The 16,491-nt window shown below is 66.8% G+C and carries 16 protein-coding genes; 9 read left to right on the top strand and 7 right to left on the bottom strand.

Annotated elements, in window-relative coordinates; genetic code table 11:
• Positions 1-3: 3 nt before the first annotated feature.
• Positions 4-924 carry a LysR family transcriptional regulator gene (locus EYB42_RS07645; RefSeq protein ID WP_135449307.1) on the bottom strand — a complete coding sequence of 307 codons (921 nt, stop codon included), beginning with the start codon at positions 922-924 and terminating at the stop codon, positions 4-6.
• A gap of 95 nt (positions 925-1,019) precedes the next feature.
• Between EYB42_RS07645 and EYB42_RS07640 the strand changes: the two genes are divergently transcribed.
• The 6 genes from EYB42_RS07640 to EYB42_RS07615 all read left to right on the top strand — a co-directional run bounded on the left by EYB42_RS07640 (position 1,020) and on the right by EYB42_RS07615 (position 6,887).
• Positions 1,020-2,249, top strand: coding sequence for a urate hydroxylase PuuD (locus EYB42_RS07640; protein ID WP_135449305.1), 1,230 nt, complete (start codon positions 1,020-1,022; stop codon positions 2,247-2,249).
• A 95-nt stretch (positions 2,250-2,344) separates the two neighbouring features.
• Positions 2,345-3,481, top strand: a complete 1,137-nt coding sequence (locus EYB42_RS07635) for an aminodeoxychorismate synthase component I (RefSeq protein ID WP_135449303.1) — start codon at positions 2,345-2,347, stop codon at positions 3,479-3,481.
• On the top strand, positions 3,439-4,047 hold the full coding sequence (locus EYB42_RS07630) for an aminotransferase class IV family protein (RefSeq protein ID WP_394346487.1): 609 nt from the start codon (positions 3,439-3,441) through the stop codon (positions 4,045-4,047). The genes EYB42_RS07635 and EYB42_RS07630 overlap by 43 nt, the downstream gene beginning before the upstream one ends.
• Positions 4,048-4,195: 148 nt before the next feature.
• On the top strand, positions 4,196-5,992 hold the full coding sequence (gene aspS, locus EYB42_RS07625) for an aspartate--tRNA ligase (RefSeq protein WP_135449420.1): 1,797 nt from the start codon (positions 4,196-4,198) through the stop codon (positions 5,990-5,992).
• Positions 5,992-6,465: a DUF1993 family protein gene (locus EYB42_RS07620; protein ID WP_135449299.1), complete on the top strand. Its 474-nt coding sequence runs from the start codon at positions 5,992-5,994 to the stop codon at positions 6,463-6,465. Before aspS ends, EYB42_RS07620 begins: the two co-directional genes overlap by 1 nt.
• A 59-nt stretch (positions 6,466-6,524) precedes the next feature.
• On the top strand, positions 6,525-6,887 hold the full coding sequence (locus EYB42_RS07615; RefSeq protein ID WP_135449297.1) for a diacylglycerol kinase: 363 nt from the start codon (positions 6,525-6,527) through the stop codon (positions 6,885-6,887).
• On the opposite strand, the gene EYB42_RS07610 is transcribed toward EYB42_RS07615, so the two are convergent.
• From EYB42_RS07610 to rimO, 3 genes are all read right to left on the bottom strand, one after another.
• The gene (locus tag EYB42_RS07610; RefSeq protein ID WP_240784024.1) at positions 6,884-7,249 is read right to left on the bottom strand and encodes a thiol-disulfide oxidoreductase DCC family protein; all 366 of its coding nucleotides are present in this window, start codon (positions 7,247-7,249) and stop codon (positions 6,884-6,886) included. The genes EYB42_RS07615 and EYB42_RS07610 overlap by 4 nt on opposite strands.
• A gap of 84 nt (positions 7,250-7,333) precedes the next feature.
• Positions 7,334-7,576, bottom strand: a complete 243-nt coding sequence (locus EYB42_RS07605; RefSeq protein WP_135449294.1) for a CDGSH iron-sulfur domain-containing protein — start codon at positions 7,574-7,576, stop codon at positions 7,334-7,336.
• A gap of 64 nt (positions 7,577-7,640) precedes the next feature.
• Positions 7,641-9,035 (bottom strand): 30S ribosomal protein S12 methylthiotransferase RimO, encoded by a 1,395-nt coding sequence (gene rimO / locus EYB42_RS07600; protein WP_135449292.1) that lies wholly within the window; start codon positions 9,033-9,035, stop codon positions 7,641-7,643.
• Positions 9,036-9,199: 164 nt separating this feature from the next.
• Here rimO and EYB42_RS07595 point away from each other — a divergent pair, with 164 nt between their 5' ends.
• Positions 9,200-11,191: an AsmA family protein gene (locus EYB42_RS07595; RefSeq protein ID WP_135449290.1), complete on the top strand. Its 1,992-nt coding sequence runs from the start codon at positions 9,200-9,202 to the stop codon at positions 11,189-11,191.
• A 130-nt stretch (positions 11,192-11,321) separates the two neighbouring features.
• Positions 11,322-11,837 (top strand): BrnA antitoxin family protein, encoded by a 516-nt coding sequence (locus EYB42_RS17815; RefSeq protein ID WP_135449288.1) that lies wholly within the window; start codon positions 11,322-11,324, stop codon positions 11,835-11,837.
• A 322-nt stretch (positions 11,838-12,159) separates the two neighbouring features.
• On the opposite strand, the gene lepA is transcribed toward EYB42_RS17815, so the two are convergent.
• A complete protein-coding gene (gene lepA, locus EYB42_RS07585) occupies positions 12,160-13,959 on the bottom strand; it encodes a translation elongation factor 4 (RefSeq protein ID WP_135449286.1) in 1,800 nt (599 codons plus the stop codon).
• 355 nt (positions 13,960-14,314) lie between these two features.
• Between lepA and EYB42_RS07580 the strand changes: the two genes are divergently transcribed.
• Entirely contained in the window at positions 14,315-14,623 is a 309-nt protein-coding gene (locus EYB42_RS07580; protein ID WP_135449284.1) for a hypothetical protein, read from the top strand.
• 417 nt (positions 14,624-15,040) lie between these two features.
• Here EYB42_RS07580 and rpmB read toward each other — a convergent pair whose 3' ends face one another.
• The gene (rpmB, locus tag EYB42_RS07575) at positions 15,041-15,328 is read right to left on the bottom strand and encodes a 50S ribosomal protein L28 (protein WP_135449282.1); all 288 of its coding nucleotides are present in this window, start codon (positions 15,326-15,328) and stop codon (positions 15,041-15,043) included.
• 133 nt (positions 15,329-15,461) lie between these two features.
• Positions 15,462-16,436 carry a methylmalonyl Co-A mutase-associated GTPase MeaB gene (meaB, locus tag EYB42_RS07570; RefSeq protein ID WP_135449281.1) on the bottom strand — a complete coding sequence of 325 codons (975 nt, stop codon included), beginning with the start codon at positions 16,434-16,436 and terminating at the stop codon, positions 15,462-15,464.
• Between the last annotated feature and the right edge of the window lie 55 nt (positions 16,437-16,491).

Genomic DNA, 16,491 nt, shown 5'->3' with positions numbered 1-16,491 from the left:
CCCCTAGTCGGCCCTGGTGGCCCGGCGCAGGTCCTCCTTGATCTGCGCCGCCATGAAATCGGTGAAGAGCTGGACCTTGGGGGCCTTCAGCCGCCGGTGCTGGCTGAGCGTGGACAGCTGGATCGGCAGGGGCGGCGTGGCGGTGGCCACGGGCACCAGCGCGCCCGACCGCAGGTGATCGGCCACCTCGAACAGCGGCTTCAGCACGATCCCCCGCCCGTCGAGCGCCCAGCCGGTCAGCACGTCGCCGTCATCCGACTCGAACGGCCCGGTGATCTCGAACCGGCGCGGGCCTTCGGGGGTGACGAGCGTCCACTGGAACTCCTTGGCGCCGGGAAAGCGCAGGTTCAGGCAGTCGTGACGCCCGGTCACCAGCGCCGCGCCATCGGCGGGCATCCCGCGCCGGGCGATATAGGCCGGGGCGGCGCAGAGGACGCGGGGGCAGTCGGCGATGGTGCGGACCTTGAGCGTGGAATCCTCCAGAAGACCAAGGTGAAAGGCCACGTCGATGCCTTCGGCCACCACGTCGATCCCCCGGTCGGACAGGCGCAGGCGCACGTCGATCTGGGGGTAGAGGTCCTTGAAGGCGGGCACCCTGGGCGCGATGAAGCGCCGCCCGATGCCCAGGGGCGCCGCGACAAAGATCGTCCCGCGCGGGTTCTGCGTCACGTCCATCACCGCGGCTTCGGCCTCGTCGATCGCCTCCAGCACGCGGCGGGCGCCGTCATAGAAGATGCGGCCGTTCTCGGTGGGTTGCAGGCTGCGCGTGGTGCGGCTGAACAGGCGCACGCCGAGGTGCTTTTCCAGTTCCGAGATCCGCGCCGAAGCGACCGCGGGCGAGGTGCGCTGGTCGCGCGCCGCCGCCGACATGCTGCCCAATTCATAGACGCGGACGAACATGCGGATGTTGTTGACATAGGACATTGTTCGGCACGGTTTGAAAGTGATGCGGGCTTTCGATGGATTAACAGAAAGGTCCGCGCCGGGATAGCGTTTCGGCACAACGAAGGGAGGCCGCGATGTATGACTGGGTGGTCCTGTGGGAATGGGTGGAAATCGCGGTCCGCTGGACGCATGTCATCACCGCCATCGCCTGGATCGGGTCCAGCTTCTATTTCATCGCGCTTGACCTTGGCCTGCATCGCGACCGCAACCTCGCCAGCGGCGCGGATGGCGAGGAATGGCAGGTCCATGGCGGGGGATTCTACCACATCCAGAAATACCTCGTGGCCCCCGCCGCCATGCCGGACCACCTGATCTGGTTCAAATGGGAAAGCTATTTCACCTGGCTGTCGGGCTTCGCGCTTCTGGTTCTGGTCTACTATCTGGGTGCCGAGATGTTCCTGATCGACCCCACGGTGATGGAGCTTCAGGTCTGGCAGGCGGTTGGCATCTCGATGGCCTCGCTGGCCTTCGGCTGGGTGGCCTACAACACCCTGTGCAAGGTTTTCGTGAACGCCGACCAGAATGTGCTGATGGTGGCGTTGTTCGTCGTTCTCGTGGGGATGAGCTGGTTCTACACGCAGGTCTTCAGTGGCCGTGCGGCGATGCTGCATCTGGGGGCATTCACGGCAACGATCATGTCGGCCAATGTCTTCTTCATCATCATGCCGAACCAGCGGATCGTGGTGGCCGACCTCAAGGCTGGCCGCAAGCCCGACCCGAAATATGGCAAGATTGCCAAGCAGCGATCCACCCACAACAACTATCTGACCCTGCCGGTCATCTTCCTGATGCTGTCCAATCACTATCCGCTGGTCTTTGCGACCCAGTGGAACTGGGTCATCGCCAGCCTGGTCTTCCTGATGGGTGTGACGATCCGGCACTGGTTCAACACCCGCCACGCGCGCAAGGGCAATCCGCACTGGACCTGGGGGGTGACGGTGATCCTGTTCCTCGTCATCGCCTGGCTTTCGACCGCGCCGATGCAGACTCCGCCCCAGGAGGCCGCACTTCGGGGCGAGGCGCTGCAGCTGGCCTCGGCTGAAGGCTTCGACGAGGTGGTGGGCATCGTTCAGGGCCGCTGTTCGATGTGCCACGCGGCCGAACCGGCCTGGGAGGGGCTGCACTGGCCGCCCAAGGGCGTGGTGCTGGAAACCGAGGCCCAGATTGCACACGAGGCGCGGCGGATCTATCTTCAGGCCGGCGTGACCCATGCCATGCCGCCGGGCAACGTCAGCTGGATGGAACCGGCCGAACGCGCCGCCATCGTGCGCTGGTATCGCGCGACGGCGGGCGACCCGATCTGACGGGTCGGAAAGCCGGGCCCCGGTGTCGGGAAAGCCACTGGCGCGCAGGGCGGGATCGGCCTATCTGGGGCGCGAAGACCTTGGGGGCGCGCGCGGTGATCCTTCTGGAACATGGACCTGGCGGCAAACCGGCGCTGTTTCGGGCGCCGCGCAAGGTCATCGCGGCCCGTGCGCCGGGCGACGTCGCCCGAGCCCTAGCCCAAGCCGAGGCCGCCCGGGCAAAGGGGGCCTGGATTGCGGGCTATGTGGCCTATGAGGCAGGCTATGCGCTGGAGCCGAAGCTGGCAGGCCTGATGCCGCGCCGCCGCCCCGGCCCGCTGCTGGCGCTGGGCGTCTTTGATGCACCCGAGCCCGCCGACCGGGTTCTGGCGCAGGCGGCAGAGGAAGGGCGCGCGACCGCCATGACCGCGCCCGAGCCGCTGGTCAGCCGCCGGGCCTATGGCAACGCGGCGCGGAAGGTGTTCGACTATATCGCGGCAGGGGATTGCTATCAGGTGAACCTGACTTTCCCGATGCAGGCGCGGCTGATGTCGGGAACGGCGCTGGGGCTGTATGGCGCCTTCCGTCGCACGGGCGCGGTGGGGCACGGGGCCTATGTCGATCTGGGCGTAGGGCCGGTGGTGGTGTCGCGCAGCCCTGAGCTGTTCTTCCGGGTCCGACAGGGCAAGATCGTCACCCGTCCGATGAAGGGCACCCGGCCCAGGGGGCGTGATGCGGCCGAGGATGCGGCGATCATCGCCGAATTGCGCGGGGCCGAGAAGGACCGGGCCGAGAACCTGATGATCGTGGACCTTCTGCGCAACGACATCAGCCGCCTGTCGAAGGTGGGGACGGTGAAGGTCCCGGCGCTTTACGCCATCGAGAGTTATTCGACCGTCCACCAGATGACCTCGACCGTCGAAGGCGTGCTGGAAGGGCCGGCGACGCTGCCCGGCCTGATGACGGCGCTTTTCCCGTGCGGCAGCGTGACCGGCGCCCCGAAGATCCGCGCGATGGAGATCATCCGCGAGGTCGAGCCCCATGCCCGCGGCGTCTATTGCGGCGCGGTGGGGTGGATGTCGCCCTCTGGCGACGCGGATTTCTCGGTGGCGATCCGCACGCTCTCGGTGACGGGCGACCGGATCGTGATGAACGTGGGCGGGGGGCTGACGCATGGCTCCACCGCCGAAGGCGAATGGGAGGAGGCGCTGTGGAAGGCGCGCTTCGTGAAGGCGGCGGTGCGCCCGGACTGAAGCTGATCGAGACTGTGCTGTGGGACGGGCTGCGTGCCCCGCGCTGGCCACTGCATCTGGCGCGGCTGCAGCGGTCGGCGGCGCTTCTGGGCTGGGATTGCCCGGACGTGGCGCCCTCTGGCCCGGATCATCCTGCGCGCTTGCGGCTGACGCTTGACCGGGCGGGGCGGGTGGAATGGCAGGTGTCCGCTCTGCCGCCGGCGAAACCGGACTGGCGGCTGGGGCTGGCCAGGGCGCGGCTGCGGTCGGACGATCCCTGGCTGCGGGTGAAATCGACCCGGCGCGCGGTCTATGACGCGGCCCGCGCCGCCCTGCCCGAAGGCGTGGATGAAGTGCTGTTCCTGAACGAGCGCGGCGAGGTCTGCGAGGGCACGATCACGACCATCTTCTTCGACCGCGGGCAGGGGATGCGCACGCCGCCGGTGGCCTGCGGCCTGCTGCCCGGGGTGCTGCGCGCCGAGCTTGGCGTCCCGGAGGAGGTGCTGCTGGCAGACGATCTGCCGAAGGTGCGGCTCTGGGTTGGCAACGCGCTGCGGGGGCTTGTTCCAGCCCGGTTTCCCGGGTGAGACCGCAGGGGGTACATCGCGCTACGGACCCCCGAAGAGTATTTTTGGAAATGGCAGGCAGCGGGGCCGGAGCGGCGGGGTTGACTTGCGGCGCGGGGCAGGGTGTATCGGCGCGATGGAATTGGTGGCCCTGGAAAGGGGAACGACGATGCATGCCTATCGCAGCCACACCTGCGCCGCGCTGAACAAGGCCCATGTGGGCGAAACCGTCCGCCTGTCGGGCTGGGTCCACCGGGTGCGCGATCATGGCGGCGTGCTGTTCATCGACCTGCGCGACCATTACGGGATTACCCAGATCCTGTGCGATGGCGACAGCCCGGCGTTCGCCGCACTTGAAAAGGTGCGGGCCGAATGGGTGATCCGCGTCGATGGTCGGGTCAAGGCGCGCGACGCCGCCCTGGTGAACCCCAAGATCCCGACCGGCGAGATCGAGGTCTATGTGACCGACCTCGAAGTCCTGGGCCCGGCCGAAGAACTGCCGCTGCCGGTCTTCGGCGACACCGAATACCCCGAGGAGACGCGGCTGACCTACCGCTTCCTCGACCTGCGCCGGGACAGCATGCACCAGAACATGATGCTGCGGTCGAACGTGGTGCGCTGGCTGCGCAATGCGATGTGGGACCAGGGCTTCACCGAGTTCCAGACACCGATCATCACCGCCTCATCGCCCGAAGGCGCGCGCGACTTCCTGGTGCCGTCGCGCCTGCATCCGGGCAAGTTCTACGCCCTGCCGCAGGCGCCGCAGCAGTTCAAGCAGCTGATCCAGGTGGCTGGTTTCGACCGCTATTTCCAGATCGCCCCCTGTTTTCGCGACGAGGACCCGCGCGCCGACCGATCGCCGACCGACTTCTACCAGCTGGACATCGAGATGAGCTTCGTCACGCAGGACGACGTCTTCGCGGCCGTCCAGCCGGTGATCCAGGGCCTGTTCGAGACCTTCGGCAAGGGCCGGAAGGTCTATTCCGACTGGCCGCGCATCGCCTATCGGGATGCGCTGAAGTGGTATGGCAGCGACAAGCCCGACCTGCGCAACCCGATCCGCATGCAGGACGTGAGCGAGCATTTCCGCGGCTCGGGCTTTGCGATCTTCGCCAAACTGCTGGAGCAGGAGGGCAACGAGGTCCGCGCGATCCCCGCGCCCAAGGGGCCGTCGGGCGAGCCCGTGGGCCGCAAGTTCTGCGACCGGATGAACGCATTCGCGCAACAGCAGGGCTTGCCGGGGATGGGCTACATCTTCTGGCGCGAGGCCGAGGATGGCAGCGGCATGGAGGCTGCTGGCCCCCTGGCCAAGAATATCGGGCCGGAGCGGACCGAGGCGATCCGGCTGCAACTGGGGCTGGAGAAGGGCGATGCGGCCTTCTTCCTGGGCGGCAAGCCCGAGGCTTTCGAGGGCATCGCCGGCAAGGCGCGGAACGTGATCGGCGAGGAGCTGGGGCTGACCGAGAAGGACTGCTTCCGCTTTGCGTGGATCGTCGATTTCCCGATGTATGAAAAGACCGACGAAGGGAAGATCGACTTCAGCCACAACCCCTTCTCGATGCCTCAGGGCGGGCTCGAGGCGCTGAACGGCGATCCGCTGAAGGTGCTGGCCTTCCAGTATGACCTGGCCTGCAACGGCTACGAGGTGATTTCGGGTGGGATCCGCAACCACAAGCTCGAAATCATGTATCGCGCCTTCGAAATCGCGGGTTATGGCCGGGACGAGGTGGAAAAGCGCTTTGGCGGCATGGTCAAGGCTTTCAAGTATGGCGCGCCCCCGCATGGTGGTTGCGCGGCGGGGATTGACCGGCTTGTGATGCTTTTGGCCGATACGCAGAACATCCGCGAGGTCATCATGTTCCCGATGAACCAGCGCGCCGAGGATCTGATGATGGGCGCGCCATCCGAGCCGACCAACGAACAGCTGCGTGAATTGCGCCTGCGCGTCCTGCCGAAGGAGGCGTGATGTATCACGCCTCGGTCCCCGTCTTCCGGCACTACCTGGCCCGCGTGGCCGCGATGGTCGAGAAGGCAGGGCCCGAGGCGCTGGAGGCGCGCATCGCCGATGCCTTCCCGGCCAGCCAGCAGTTCGCCACGGCCGCGGGTTTCAGCTTGCGCATCGCCTGCCCCCTGGCCGGGCGCGAGGTGCCCGACCTGCCGCAGGCGCTGGGGCCAAGGCTGGCAGTAGCCCGCGCCATGCTGGGCGCCATGAGTCCCGCCGAGTTCGCGGGAGCCGAGGACAGGATCATCCGCCACACCGCAGGCTTTGCCGAATTGCAGCAGACCGGGACCGAATTCCTGTATCTTTACGGTCTGCCAAACTTCTTCTTTCATCTGACGATGGGCTATGCGGCCTTGCGCGCGGCAGGGGTGCCGCTGGGCAAGGCGGATTTCGACGGCTTCCACAGCTATCCGCCGGGCTTCGCTTTCCAGGGCTGATCCGGTTGCGCCCTGCAGGGCCAGCGGCCTAGGCTGCCGCCGGGGTGAAGGGGGATCTCATGCGCGATCTTATCCGCGGCGAACTGCGGCGGCTGTCGAATACGGTGCTCTGGTCATGGCAAGGCTTCAGCGCCGCCTGGTCAACGGAAAAGACGCTGCGGCAATGGACTTTGGCCAATGTGCTTTCCGCGGCGGCAGCGTTTTCCCTCGACCTGACGCCGGGCGAGCGGGCGCTGGTCCTGGCGTTGGGGCTGCTGGTGCTGGCGGCGGAACTGGTGAACACCGCCGTCGAAGAGGTTGTGGATCTCGTCTCGGCCGAGGTGCACCCCAAGGCCAAGAAGGCCAAGGACTGCGGCTCGGCCTGCGTGGCGTTGGCGGCCATCGCGGCAGGGGTGGCCTGGGGGGTGGTGCTGGTGGGCTAGCGGCGCCGTCGCTGCCGGCGCAGATGCGCGTGGTAAAGGGCCGGCGCGACGATCCGCGCATAAAGCACCTCAGAAAAGGGGCGGATCACGGGCCAGCCACAGACCCGCGAAAGCCAGCGCCAGCCCGGCAGGGCCGACCAGAGTGCCCGGAATGCCTCAATCCCAGACAGGACGCGGCCATTCTGCCGGACGTGCAGTTGCCCGGCAGCCTGGTCGGGGGTCAGGCCCCAGTCCTCGGCCTGGTCGAGACCCTCGAACCGGATCGGCAATCCCAGAGACCCGGCGCGCCGGCGATAGGCCTCGATCTCGAACCGGCAGATAGGGCAATCCTGATTGTAGAGAACACGGGTTTCATCGGTCATGGGCTGGGACATGGCCCTGCGGGGTACGCCGGCCAGAGCCTGCGACAGTGGGTCACGCATCCGGGCCAAGCGACCGGTCGGGGGTCAGAGGGACTTGTGCGACCCGTCGCACATCGGGGCCTTGGCCGATTGCTTGCAGCCGCAGAAGAACACCGTACGGGAGGCATCGGCCGTCCACTTTAACGGCGAAATGCCCGTATCCTTGTGACTGCCGTCGCAGAAGGGCTGACGCGCCGATCTGCCGCAGGCGCACCAGAAGTAGGACTTGCCTTCCTCGACCTCGACCTTGAAGGGGGTGGTTGCGGCGACAATCGGGGTGCTGGGCATGTGGCGCTCCTGCTGGGTTTTGCTGGGCAGCAAGATGGGCCGTGGCCCCCGCCTGTCAATGGGTCTATACCAGTCGGCCCCAGAGGTCATAGTCGCCGGCCTCGTCCACCTCGACGGTCACGATGTCGCCCGGGGCGAGGCCGTCGAAGCCCTCGTCGATGAAAAGGTTGCCGTCGATCTCGGGAGCGTCGGCCATCGTGCGGCAGGTGGCGCCTTCGTCGTCCACCTCGTCCACGATCACAGATAGCACTTTGCCAACCTTCGCGGCAAGTTTCGCCGCCGAAATTGCCTGCGCCTTTTCCATGAAGCGATCAAATCGCTCCTGCTTCACTTCGGGGGCCACATGGTCCGGCAGGTCGTTCGACCGCGCGCCCTTCACGTTCTCGTACTGGAAGCAGCCGACCCGGTCGAGCTGCGCCTCGTCCAGCCAGTCCAGCAGAGTCTGGAACTCTTCCTCGGTCTCGCCCGGATAGCCGACGATGAAGGTGGACCGCAGCGTCAGCTCGGGGCAGATGGCGCGCCACGCGGCGATCTCGTCCAGCGTCCGCGCCGCCGCCGCCGGGCGGGCCATGCGTTTCAGCGTGTCGGGATGGGCGTGCTGGAAGGGGATGTCGAGGTAGGGCAGCACCAGCCCTTCCGCCATCAGCGGGATCAGGTCACGCACATGGGGGTAGGGATAAACGTAGTGCAGCCGCACCCAGGCGCCGAGCTTGCCCATCTCGCGCGCGAGGTCGGTGATGTGCGCGCGGACCTCGCCGCCCTTCCACGGCGACAGGTCGTGCTTGCGGTCCACCCCATAGGCCGAGGTGTCCTGGCTGATGACCAGAAGCTCTTTCACACCTGCCTCGACCAGCTTTTCCGCCTCGCGCAGCACGGCATGGGCCGGGCGGCTGACCAGACGGCCGCGCATGTCGGGGATGATGCAGAAGCGGCACTTGTGATTGCAGCCTTCGGAAATCTTCAGATAGCTGTAATGGCGCGGCGTCAGCTTCACGCCCGAGGCGGGCAGGAGGTCGATGAACGGGTCCGGTGCGGGGGGCACGGCGGCATGGACGGCATCCAGCACCGCCTCGTACTGATGCGGGCCGGTCACGGCCAGCACCTTCGGATGCGCCCCGGTGATATACTCGGGTTCCGCCCCCAGACAGCCGGTCACGATCACCCGGCCGTTTTCCTGCAGGGCCTCGCCGATCGCCTCCAGGCTTTCCGCCTTGGCGCTGTCGAGGAAGCCGCAGGTGTTCACGATCACCGCATCCGCGCCCTGATAATCGGGGCTGATCGCATAGCCTTCCGCGCGCAGCCGGGTCAGGATACGCTCGCTGTCCACCAGCGCCTTGGGGCAGCCGAGGCTGACCATGCCGATGGTCGGCTGGGCCGTTCCGTCAGATCTGGTGCGGCGGGTGTCGGGCACCTGGGCGCGGGCCAGGTCGGGGCGAAGGAGGGGCGGGTTTTGTGACATGGGCCGCCTTATACGGTGCAGGCGCTACCGTGGAAAGGTGCCAGAGCGCCAGGGGGGGCGAACGGCTCTCGGCCATTTGATGCCGTGGGGTGAGGTCCGGCTTGGCAGCAGGGTGCGGTGGGGCATAAACTTTGAAGCAAAACCATAAAATCCAGGAGGCGGGCATGCGCTGGATCATCCGCATAGGAGCCGGGCTGGCGGTTCTGGTCCTGCTGGCGCTGGGTCTCATGGCCATGGTGCCTTCGGAACGGGTCGCCGCCGCGCTGTCGGCGCAATTCGAGGGCATGACGGGCCGCAAGCTGGTGCTGGAGGGCGAGATCCGCCCGCGCCTCTGGCCGGTGCTGGGGGTGACGACCGGCCCGGTCAGCATTGCCAATGCCGACTGGGCCGAAGGCGCGGCGCCGCTTTTCCGTGCTGAAAGCCTGGCGGTCGAGGTGAACCTTTCGGCGCTGCTGGGGGGGGAGGTTCGGATCACCGGACTGGTGGCCGAGCGGCCCGAGATCAACCTGGAGCGCGCGCCTGACGGGCGTGAGAACTGGGTCTTCGGTGGCGGCGAGGCTGCCGGGGCCGGCGCGGTGCCTGCCCCGGCGACGGGCTTCACCCTGGATCGTGGCACGGTTCGCAACGGCAGCCTGCGGTTTGCCGACCGGCAGTCGGGCCGGTTGGTGGCACTGGATGATGTCGATGCGGTGCTGAACGTCCCCGATTATGCCGGCCCCTTCACATTGACCCTCAGCGCACTGTCGGGCGGTCAGGCGGTGGGGCTGGACCTGAAGGGCGGGGTCTTCTCGGCCTTCGCCGCAGGGCGGGTGGTGCCGGTCACGCTGGGCCTGACCGCAGGAAGCACCAGGATCGGTTTCGAGGGGCGTGCCGGTCTTGCCCCACTGGCCGCAGATGGAGCGCTGACGGCGAACCTGGCAGACCTTCCTGCCCTGGGGCAGCTGATCGGCAGCGACCTGTCGCGCCCCGGGCCGGGGCTGGGACAGGACCGGCTGACGGTCACGGGCCAGCTGACGCTGGACGGCACCGGCGCGGCCTTCCTGCGCGAGGCCGAGATCGTGGCAGACCGGAACCGTATCACCGGTGACCTTGACCTGCGGCCTGGCGAGGCACGGCCAAAGCTCTCGGGCACGCTGACTGCCGGGCCGATCATGATCGGCGCCGTCAGGGACGCAGCGCCGGAGGGGGCGCAGACGCCGGGTTGGCCCGAGGACAGGATCGATGTCAGCGCCCTTGGCCTGCTGGATGCCGATGTCGCGTTTTCGGCACCATCTCTGGATCTGGGTGCCCTGAATCTGGGCGAGACCCGCGGCCGCGTCACCGTGGATCGGTCCCGCGCCGTGTTCGAGATCCGGCAGATGGTAGCGTACGGCGGTCAGGTGACCGGCGATTTCGTGGTGAACGGGCGCGGCGGATTGTCGGTCGGCGGCCGGCTCTCGCTTGCCGGGATGCAGATCCAGCCGCTTCTGTCCGATCTTGCCGGGTGGGACCGGCTGATCGCGACCGGGGATGTGCAGCTGCAATTCCTGGGCGTCGGCAACTCTGTCGCCGAGATCATGGCAGGGCTCAAGGGCGAGGGGGCGCTGGAACTGGGCAAGGGTGAACTCCGGGGCCTTGATATTGCGGGGATGCTGCGGACGCTGGACGCGGGGTATGTGGGCGAAGGCCAGCGGACGATCTTCGATGCTCTGGCCGGCACCTTCACCATCGAGGGCGGTGTCCTGTCGAACAGCGACCTGAAGCTGGTGGCGCCCTACCTTACCGCATCGGGCGCGGGCAAGATCGGGCTGGGCGCGCGTGAGCTGGATTATCGCATCCGGCCCACGGCCTTGGCAGCCGAGGACGGGACGGGCGGAGTGATGGTGCCCCTCTTGATCACCGGGCCCTGGTCCGACCCGAGCTATCGGCTTGATCTGGAAAGCATCGCGCGCGAGCGGATGGAGGCCGAGGCAAAGGCGGCAGAGGAACGTGCCAGGGCGGCAGCAAAGGCCGCGGAAGAACGCGCCCGTGCCGAACTGGAAGCCCGCCTGAAACAGGAGCTGGGCGTCGAGATCGCCCCGGGCGAATCGGCCGCAGACGCCGCCATCCGCCGCGCGCAGGAAGCCCTGGAAGACGAGGCACGCCGCGCGCTGGAAGAGATCCTGAACGGGAACTGAACGCCCTTGGGCGTTAACGAACGGCTCGCCCCCCCTGCCAGCTTCCGTCTGGCATCTGTCTGGCAGGTAGCTGGCTTTCGCGGGCGTTAACCTTTTCGTCGCAGGATGGCGGCCGCACAGGAGACCGCCCATGCCCGACCTTCGGAAACTGACCCCGCGCCAGGCCGCCCAGATGACCTACATGATGGACGTGATGCGGCACCCGAAATGGGACCTGCACAACTCCATCGAGATGACGGGCCGCATCCCGGCGGAGTGGCACGAGATCGCGCAGAAGCGGCCGACAAGCGGGAAGGAGAAGGTGACGCTGCGGCTGGAGGCGGATGTGCTGAAGTTCTTCCGGTCGATGGGGCCGGACTATGGGCCGCGGATCAATGATGTCCTGCGCAGCTACATGCACGCCCGGCTGGCGGGGGTGATCCGGGGGGGGCGGAGACGATATCACACTATCAGAATCGGGGGGCCCATGAGGGGCCGAAGCCGGGGTTCGAGGGGGAGGAGGGGAAGGGGGGCGAGGCGGATCGGCTGGCGCTGCCGGAGGCGTTGCGGCCTTGGGTGCGGTGAGGGGTTGGCGGTCTTAAACCCGATCTACGGGAATATGAGCGGAGGGGGGCGGATGCGGCGCGGTCGGGGAGGAACGTCGTAGGGTGCGCTACATCGCACCCTACGATCTGGGCCAGACCGCCCGCGAGACCATGAACGGCGCCGGCCAGGACGTGGGAAAAACGTCGGGTAGGCGATCAGCGTAGAGGCGAAGGAGGCTCAGGCGGGAATGTGCGATGAAATCAGAGTTCTTGGCGCGGATTTTCACCAAACGCTTGGAAAAGTTTTCAGGCCATGGAAAGCAAAGCAAGCGTTCAATCTGGTTGGGAGCCTGAAGAGGTCCGCCCGCGAAAGCGTTCGCGGGCGTTCGGCGCAGAAACGCTCCACTGGAGCGTTTTCTCCCCGGCGGAAGCCGGGGCCGCGCCTCACCCATCCATCTTCAAAGCCGAGATGAACGCCTCCTGCGGGATCTCCACCTTCCCGAACTGGCGCATCTTCTTCTTGCCGGCCTTCTGCTTCTCCAGAAGCTTCTTCTTCCGGGTCGCATCACCGCCATAGCACTTCGCCGTCACGTCCTTGCGCATCGCTGAAATGGTCTCGCGCGCGATCACCCGTCCGCCGATGGCCGCCTGGATCGGGATTTTGAACATATGGCGCGGGATCAGGTCCTTCAGCTTCTCGACCATCGACCGGCCGCGGGCTTCGGCCCGGTCGCGGTGGACCATCATCGCCAGCGCATCCACGGGTTCGTCGTTCACCAGGATCGACATCTTCACCAGATTGTCCTCGCGGTAGCCGCTGATCTGGTAGTCGAAGCTCGCGTAGCCCTTGGTTACCGATTTCAGCCGGTCGTAGAAGTCGAAGACCACTTCGGCGAGCGGCAGGTCGTATTCCACCATCGCCCGGTTGCCCGCATAGGTCAGGTTCAGCTGGATGCCGCGGCGGTCCTGACAAAGCTTCAGGATGTCGCCCAGATATTCGTCTGGCACCATGATCGTGGCCTTGATCCGCGGCTCCTCGATATGGTCCACGTAGGTCAGGTCGGGCATGTCGGCGGGGTTGTGGAGGTCGCGGACCTCGCCGTCCTTCATGTGCAGCTTGAAGACCACCGAAGGCGCGGTGGTGATGAGGTCAAGGTCGTATTCGCGTTCCAGCCGGTCGCGGACGACCTCGAGGTGGAGAAGGCCGAGGAAGCCCATGCGGAAGCCGAAGCCCAGGGCGGCCGAAGTCTCCATCTCGTAGGTGAAGGAGGCGTCGTTCAGCGCCAGCTTCTCGATGGCGTCGCGCAGCGCCTCGAAGTCGTTGGCGTCCACCGGAAAGAGACCGCAGAAGACGACCGGGACCGAGGGTTTGAAGCCGGGAAGCGGCGCGTCGCAGGGCCGCTTCTCGTGCGTGATCGTGTCGCCCACGCGCGTGTCGCGGACCTGCTTGATCGAGGCGGTGAAGACGCCGATTTCGCCGGGGCCAAGCTCCTCGATGTCCACCATCTGTGGTTTCAGCACGGCCAGCTTGTCGATGCCATAGACCGCGCCGGTCTGCATCATCTTGATGCGGTCGCCCTTGCGGATCACGCCGTCCACCACGCGGATCATCACGACGACGCCGAGGTAGGCGTCATACCAGCTGTCCACCAGCATGGCCTTGAGGGGCGCGTTGGCATCACCCTTCGGCGGCGGCAGGCGGTGGACGATGGCTTCCAGCACGTCGGGGATGCCGAGACCGGTCTTGGCCGAGATCGGGATCGCGTCACTGGCGTCGAGGCCGATCACGTCCTCGATGTTCTGTTTGACCCGCTCGGGTTCGGCCGCCGGCAGGTCGATCTTGTTCAGGACGGGGACGATCTCGTGCCCCGCGTCCAGCGCCTGATAGACGTTGGCCAGCGTCTGTGCCTCGACGCCCTGGGAGGCGTCCACGACCAGCAGCGATCCCTCGACTGCGCGCATGGAGCGGGAGACCTCGTAGGCAAAATCCACATGGCCGGGGGTGTCGATCAGGTTCAGGATATAGGTCTTGCCGTCCTTGGCCGGGTATTCGATGCGGACGGTGTTGGCCTTGATCGTGATGCCGCGTTCGCGCTCGATGTCCATCGAGTCCAGCAGCTGGGCCTTCATGTCGCGTTCGGCCACCGTGCCCGTCATCTGGATCAGGCGGTCGGCCAGCGTGGATTTGCCGTGGTCGATATGCGCCACGATGGAGAAGTTGCGGATGCGGTCGAGCTCGATCATGGGGCGCGTATAGCCTGAGCCGAGGTGCCGCGAAAGGGGGGGCTCCTCATGCGGTTTCGGCTTGTCGTCCCAGCGGGCGCGCCGGCTGAGGTGCCGGCAGGAAGGGGAAATGCCGACCGATGCGGCAGAGTGTCTCACGTTTTCGTGTGGGCCAGGATGCTTCCGGCCCCCGGGGCACCGGATGTTGTGGCAGGGGCCGCTCGGGTCCGCGAGGAATTGCGCCGATCGGCCGGTTTTCGCCAAGCCCATGGCAAGGTTGAAAAAAAGTCTTGGTGCGGTCATAGTTTCCATAGGAAAACGACCGGAGCGGAGGGGGGCTTGCCCGTCTTTCGGCTCGGCAACAGAGGCAGAGCATATGAAGATCCATATCCTTGCAGTCGCGGTGGCGACCAGCGTCTCGATGATGTCCGCCGCCGTATGGGCCGGTCCGATCCAGCGGGCCTGCATGGCATCAGACCGCGGCGGCAACAGGGCCCTTTGCAGCTGCATCCAGCAGGCGGCGGACATGACATTGTCGGGTGCCGATCAACGGCGGGCGGCGAAGTTCTTCCGCGATCCCGATCTTGCCCATGCGACTTGGGTGTCGCAGACCAAGGCGGACGATGCCTTCTGGGAGCGTTACAAGACCTTCGGCCAGACAGCCGAGGCCTATTGCGGCCGCTGAACCCGCTGGCAGGCGGGAAGACCGCGCGCGCCACTTCTTCGGCTTGCAGGCAAGCCGATCGCCGTGAGTGCCCAGTTCATGGATATCGGTGCCGATCGCATGGATCGGGTCCGTGACATGGATCGGGCCGTTCCCGATCCTTCGGCGCAATCGGCGTCAGGGGCTTCCGGAACGCAGATGCCGGCATGGTTCGGGTTGCACCTCTGGGCACGGGTCAGGTGTGTACCAAAGATCACCGACGGGACAAGGACGCTGCTTGCTTCCTTATCAAGGCGACATGACGGGAAGGGGCGGCCGTGATTCCCGCACAGTCAACCGGGAAGTGCGCCTTTGGTCTCCGGAGGGCGCGAAGCCGCCCATGCGAAAGGGCCCCGCCTTCGACCGGAAGACGGGGCCCTATTACGTGATTGCGATGGCTCAGGCGCCAGCCTGGGCCTTGGCGATCTCTTTCTTGATCTTCAGCGCGGCGGGCGAAAGATCCTCGTCCCTGGCCTTGGCCAGATAAGCGTCAAGACCGCCCCGGTGATCGACCGAGCGCAGGCCGGCTGCCGAAACACGCAGCTTGAACGACTGCCCCAGCACGTCCGAGATCAGCGTAACCTCGTTCAGGTTCGGCAGGAACCGGCGGCGGGACTTGTTGTTGGCGTGGGAGACGGTGTTGCCCGTCATCGGTCCCTTGCCGGTGAGTTCGCAGACGCGCGACATTGCGGTGTTCCTTCGATTCGTCAAAAGCGGGGGAAGGCGGGGAATCCCCGGCCCTCGAATGCGATTGGGGGCGTTTACGGGGAACGCGCGCCAAGGTCAAGCGGGAAGGCGCGCGATCCGGCCGGTCCTGAGCTTAGCGCCCAAGCAGCCGAAGCATCTCTGCCGCCGCGACCTCGGGGGTAAGCGCGCCCTCGGCCACCCGATCGCCGAGGCTGGCCATCAGACCCTTTTGCGGCTCGCGCGAAAGCGCGGCCAGAAGGCCCTGGCGCACCTCTTCCTCGAACCAGTGGCGGGCCTGGGCGGCGCGGGTGCGGTCCCAGTGGCCGTGTTCCTTGCGCCAGGCCACCAGCGTCTGCATCGCCTCCCAGGCGGCGTCCAGCCCGTCGTCGGCCAGAGCCGAGACCGGCAGCGCCTTGGGGAAGCCCGGTGGATCCTGCGGGCGGCGGCGCAGGAGTTGCAGCGCCCCGGCATAGTCCGCTACGGTGCGCAGCGCGGCGGGTTTCAGGTCGCCGTCGGCCTTGTTCACCAGGATCAGGTCGGCCATCTCCATGATCCCGCGTTTCACGCCCTGCAACTCGTCCCCGCCCGCCGGGGCGAGGAGGAGGAGGAAGAGGTCGGAGAGTTCCGCCACCACGGTTTCCGACTGGCCGACGCCCACCGTCTCGATCAGCACCACGTCGAAGCCCGCGGCCTCGCACAAGGCCACCGCCTCGCGCGTGCGGCGTGCGACGCCGCCGAGTTGGCTTTGGCTGGGCGAGGGGCGGATGAAGGCGCGCGGGTCGCGCGAGAGCCGTTCCATTCGCGTCTTGTCGCCGAGGATCGAGCCGCCGGAGCGCGCCGAGGAGGGATCGACCGCCAGCACGGCGACCTTGAGGCCCTGCCCGGTCAGCATCAGGCCGAAGGTTTCGATGAAGGTGGACTTGCCGACGCCCGGCGTGCCGGACAGCCCGATGCGCAGCGCCTCGCGCCTCGGTTCGCGCAGCGCGCCCAGCAGCGCCAGCGCCTGTGCCCTGTGGTCGGGGCGGGCGCTTTCGACCAGCGTGATCGCACGGGCAAGCGCCCGGCGGTCGCCGTTACGGATCAGTCGGGCGCAGTCTGCGGTGTCCATGCCGGCTTTGTGCCGGATCGGACCAGACTTGGCGAGGGGCGGCCAGAAGTTTTTT

Origin of the sequence: Tabrizicola caldifontis, from assembly GCF_004762095.1 — a bacterium.
GTDB lineage: Bacteria > Pseudomonadota > Alphaproteobacteria > Rhodobacterales > Rhodobacteraceae > Tabrizicola > Tabrizicola caldifontis.
Note: the sequence above shows the minus strand (reverse complement) of the source record. Positions and strands in the feature narration are given on the sequence as shown.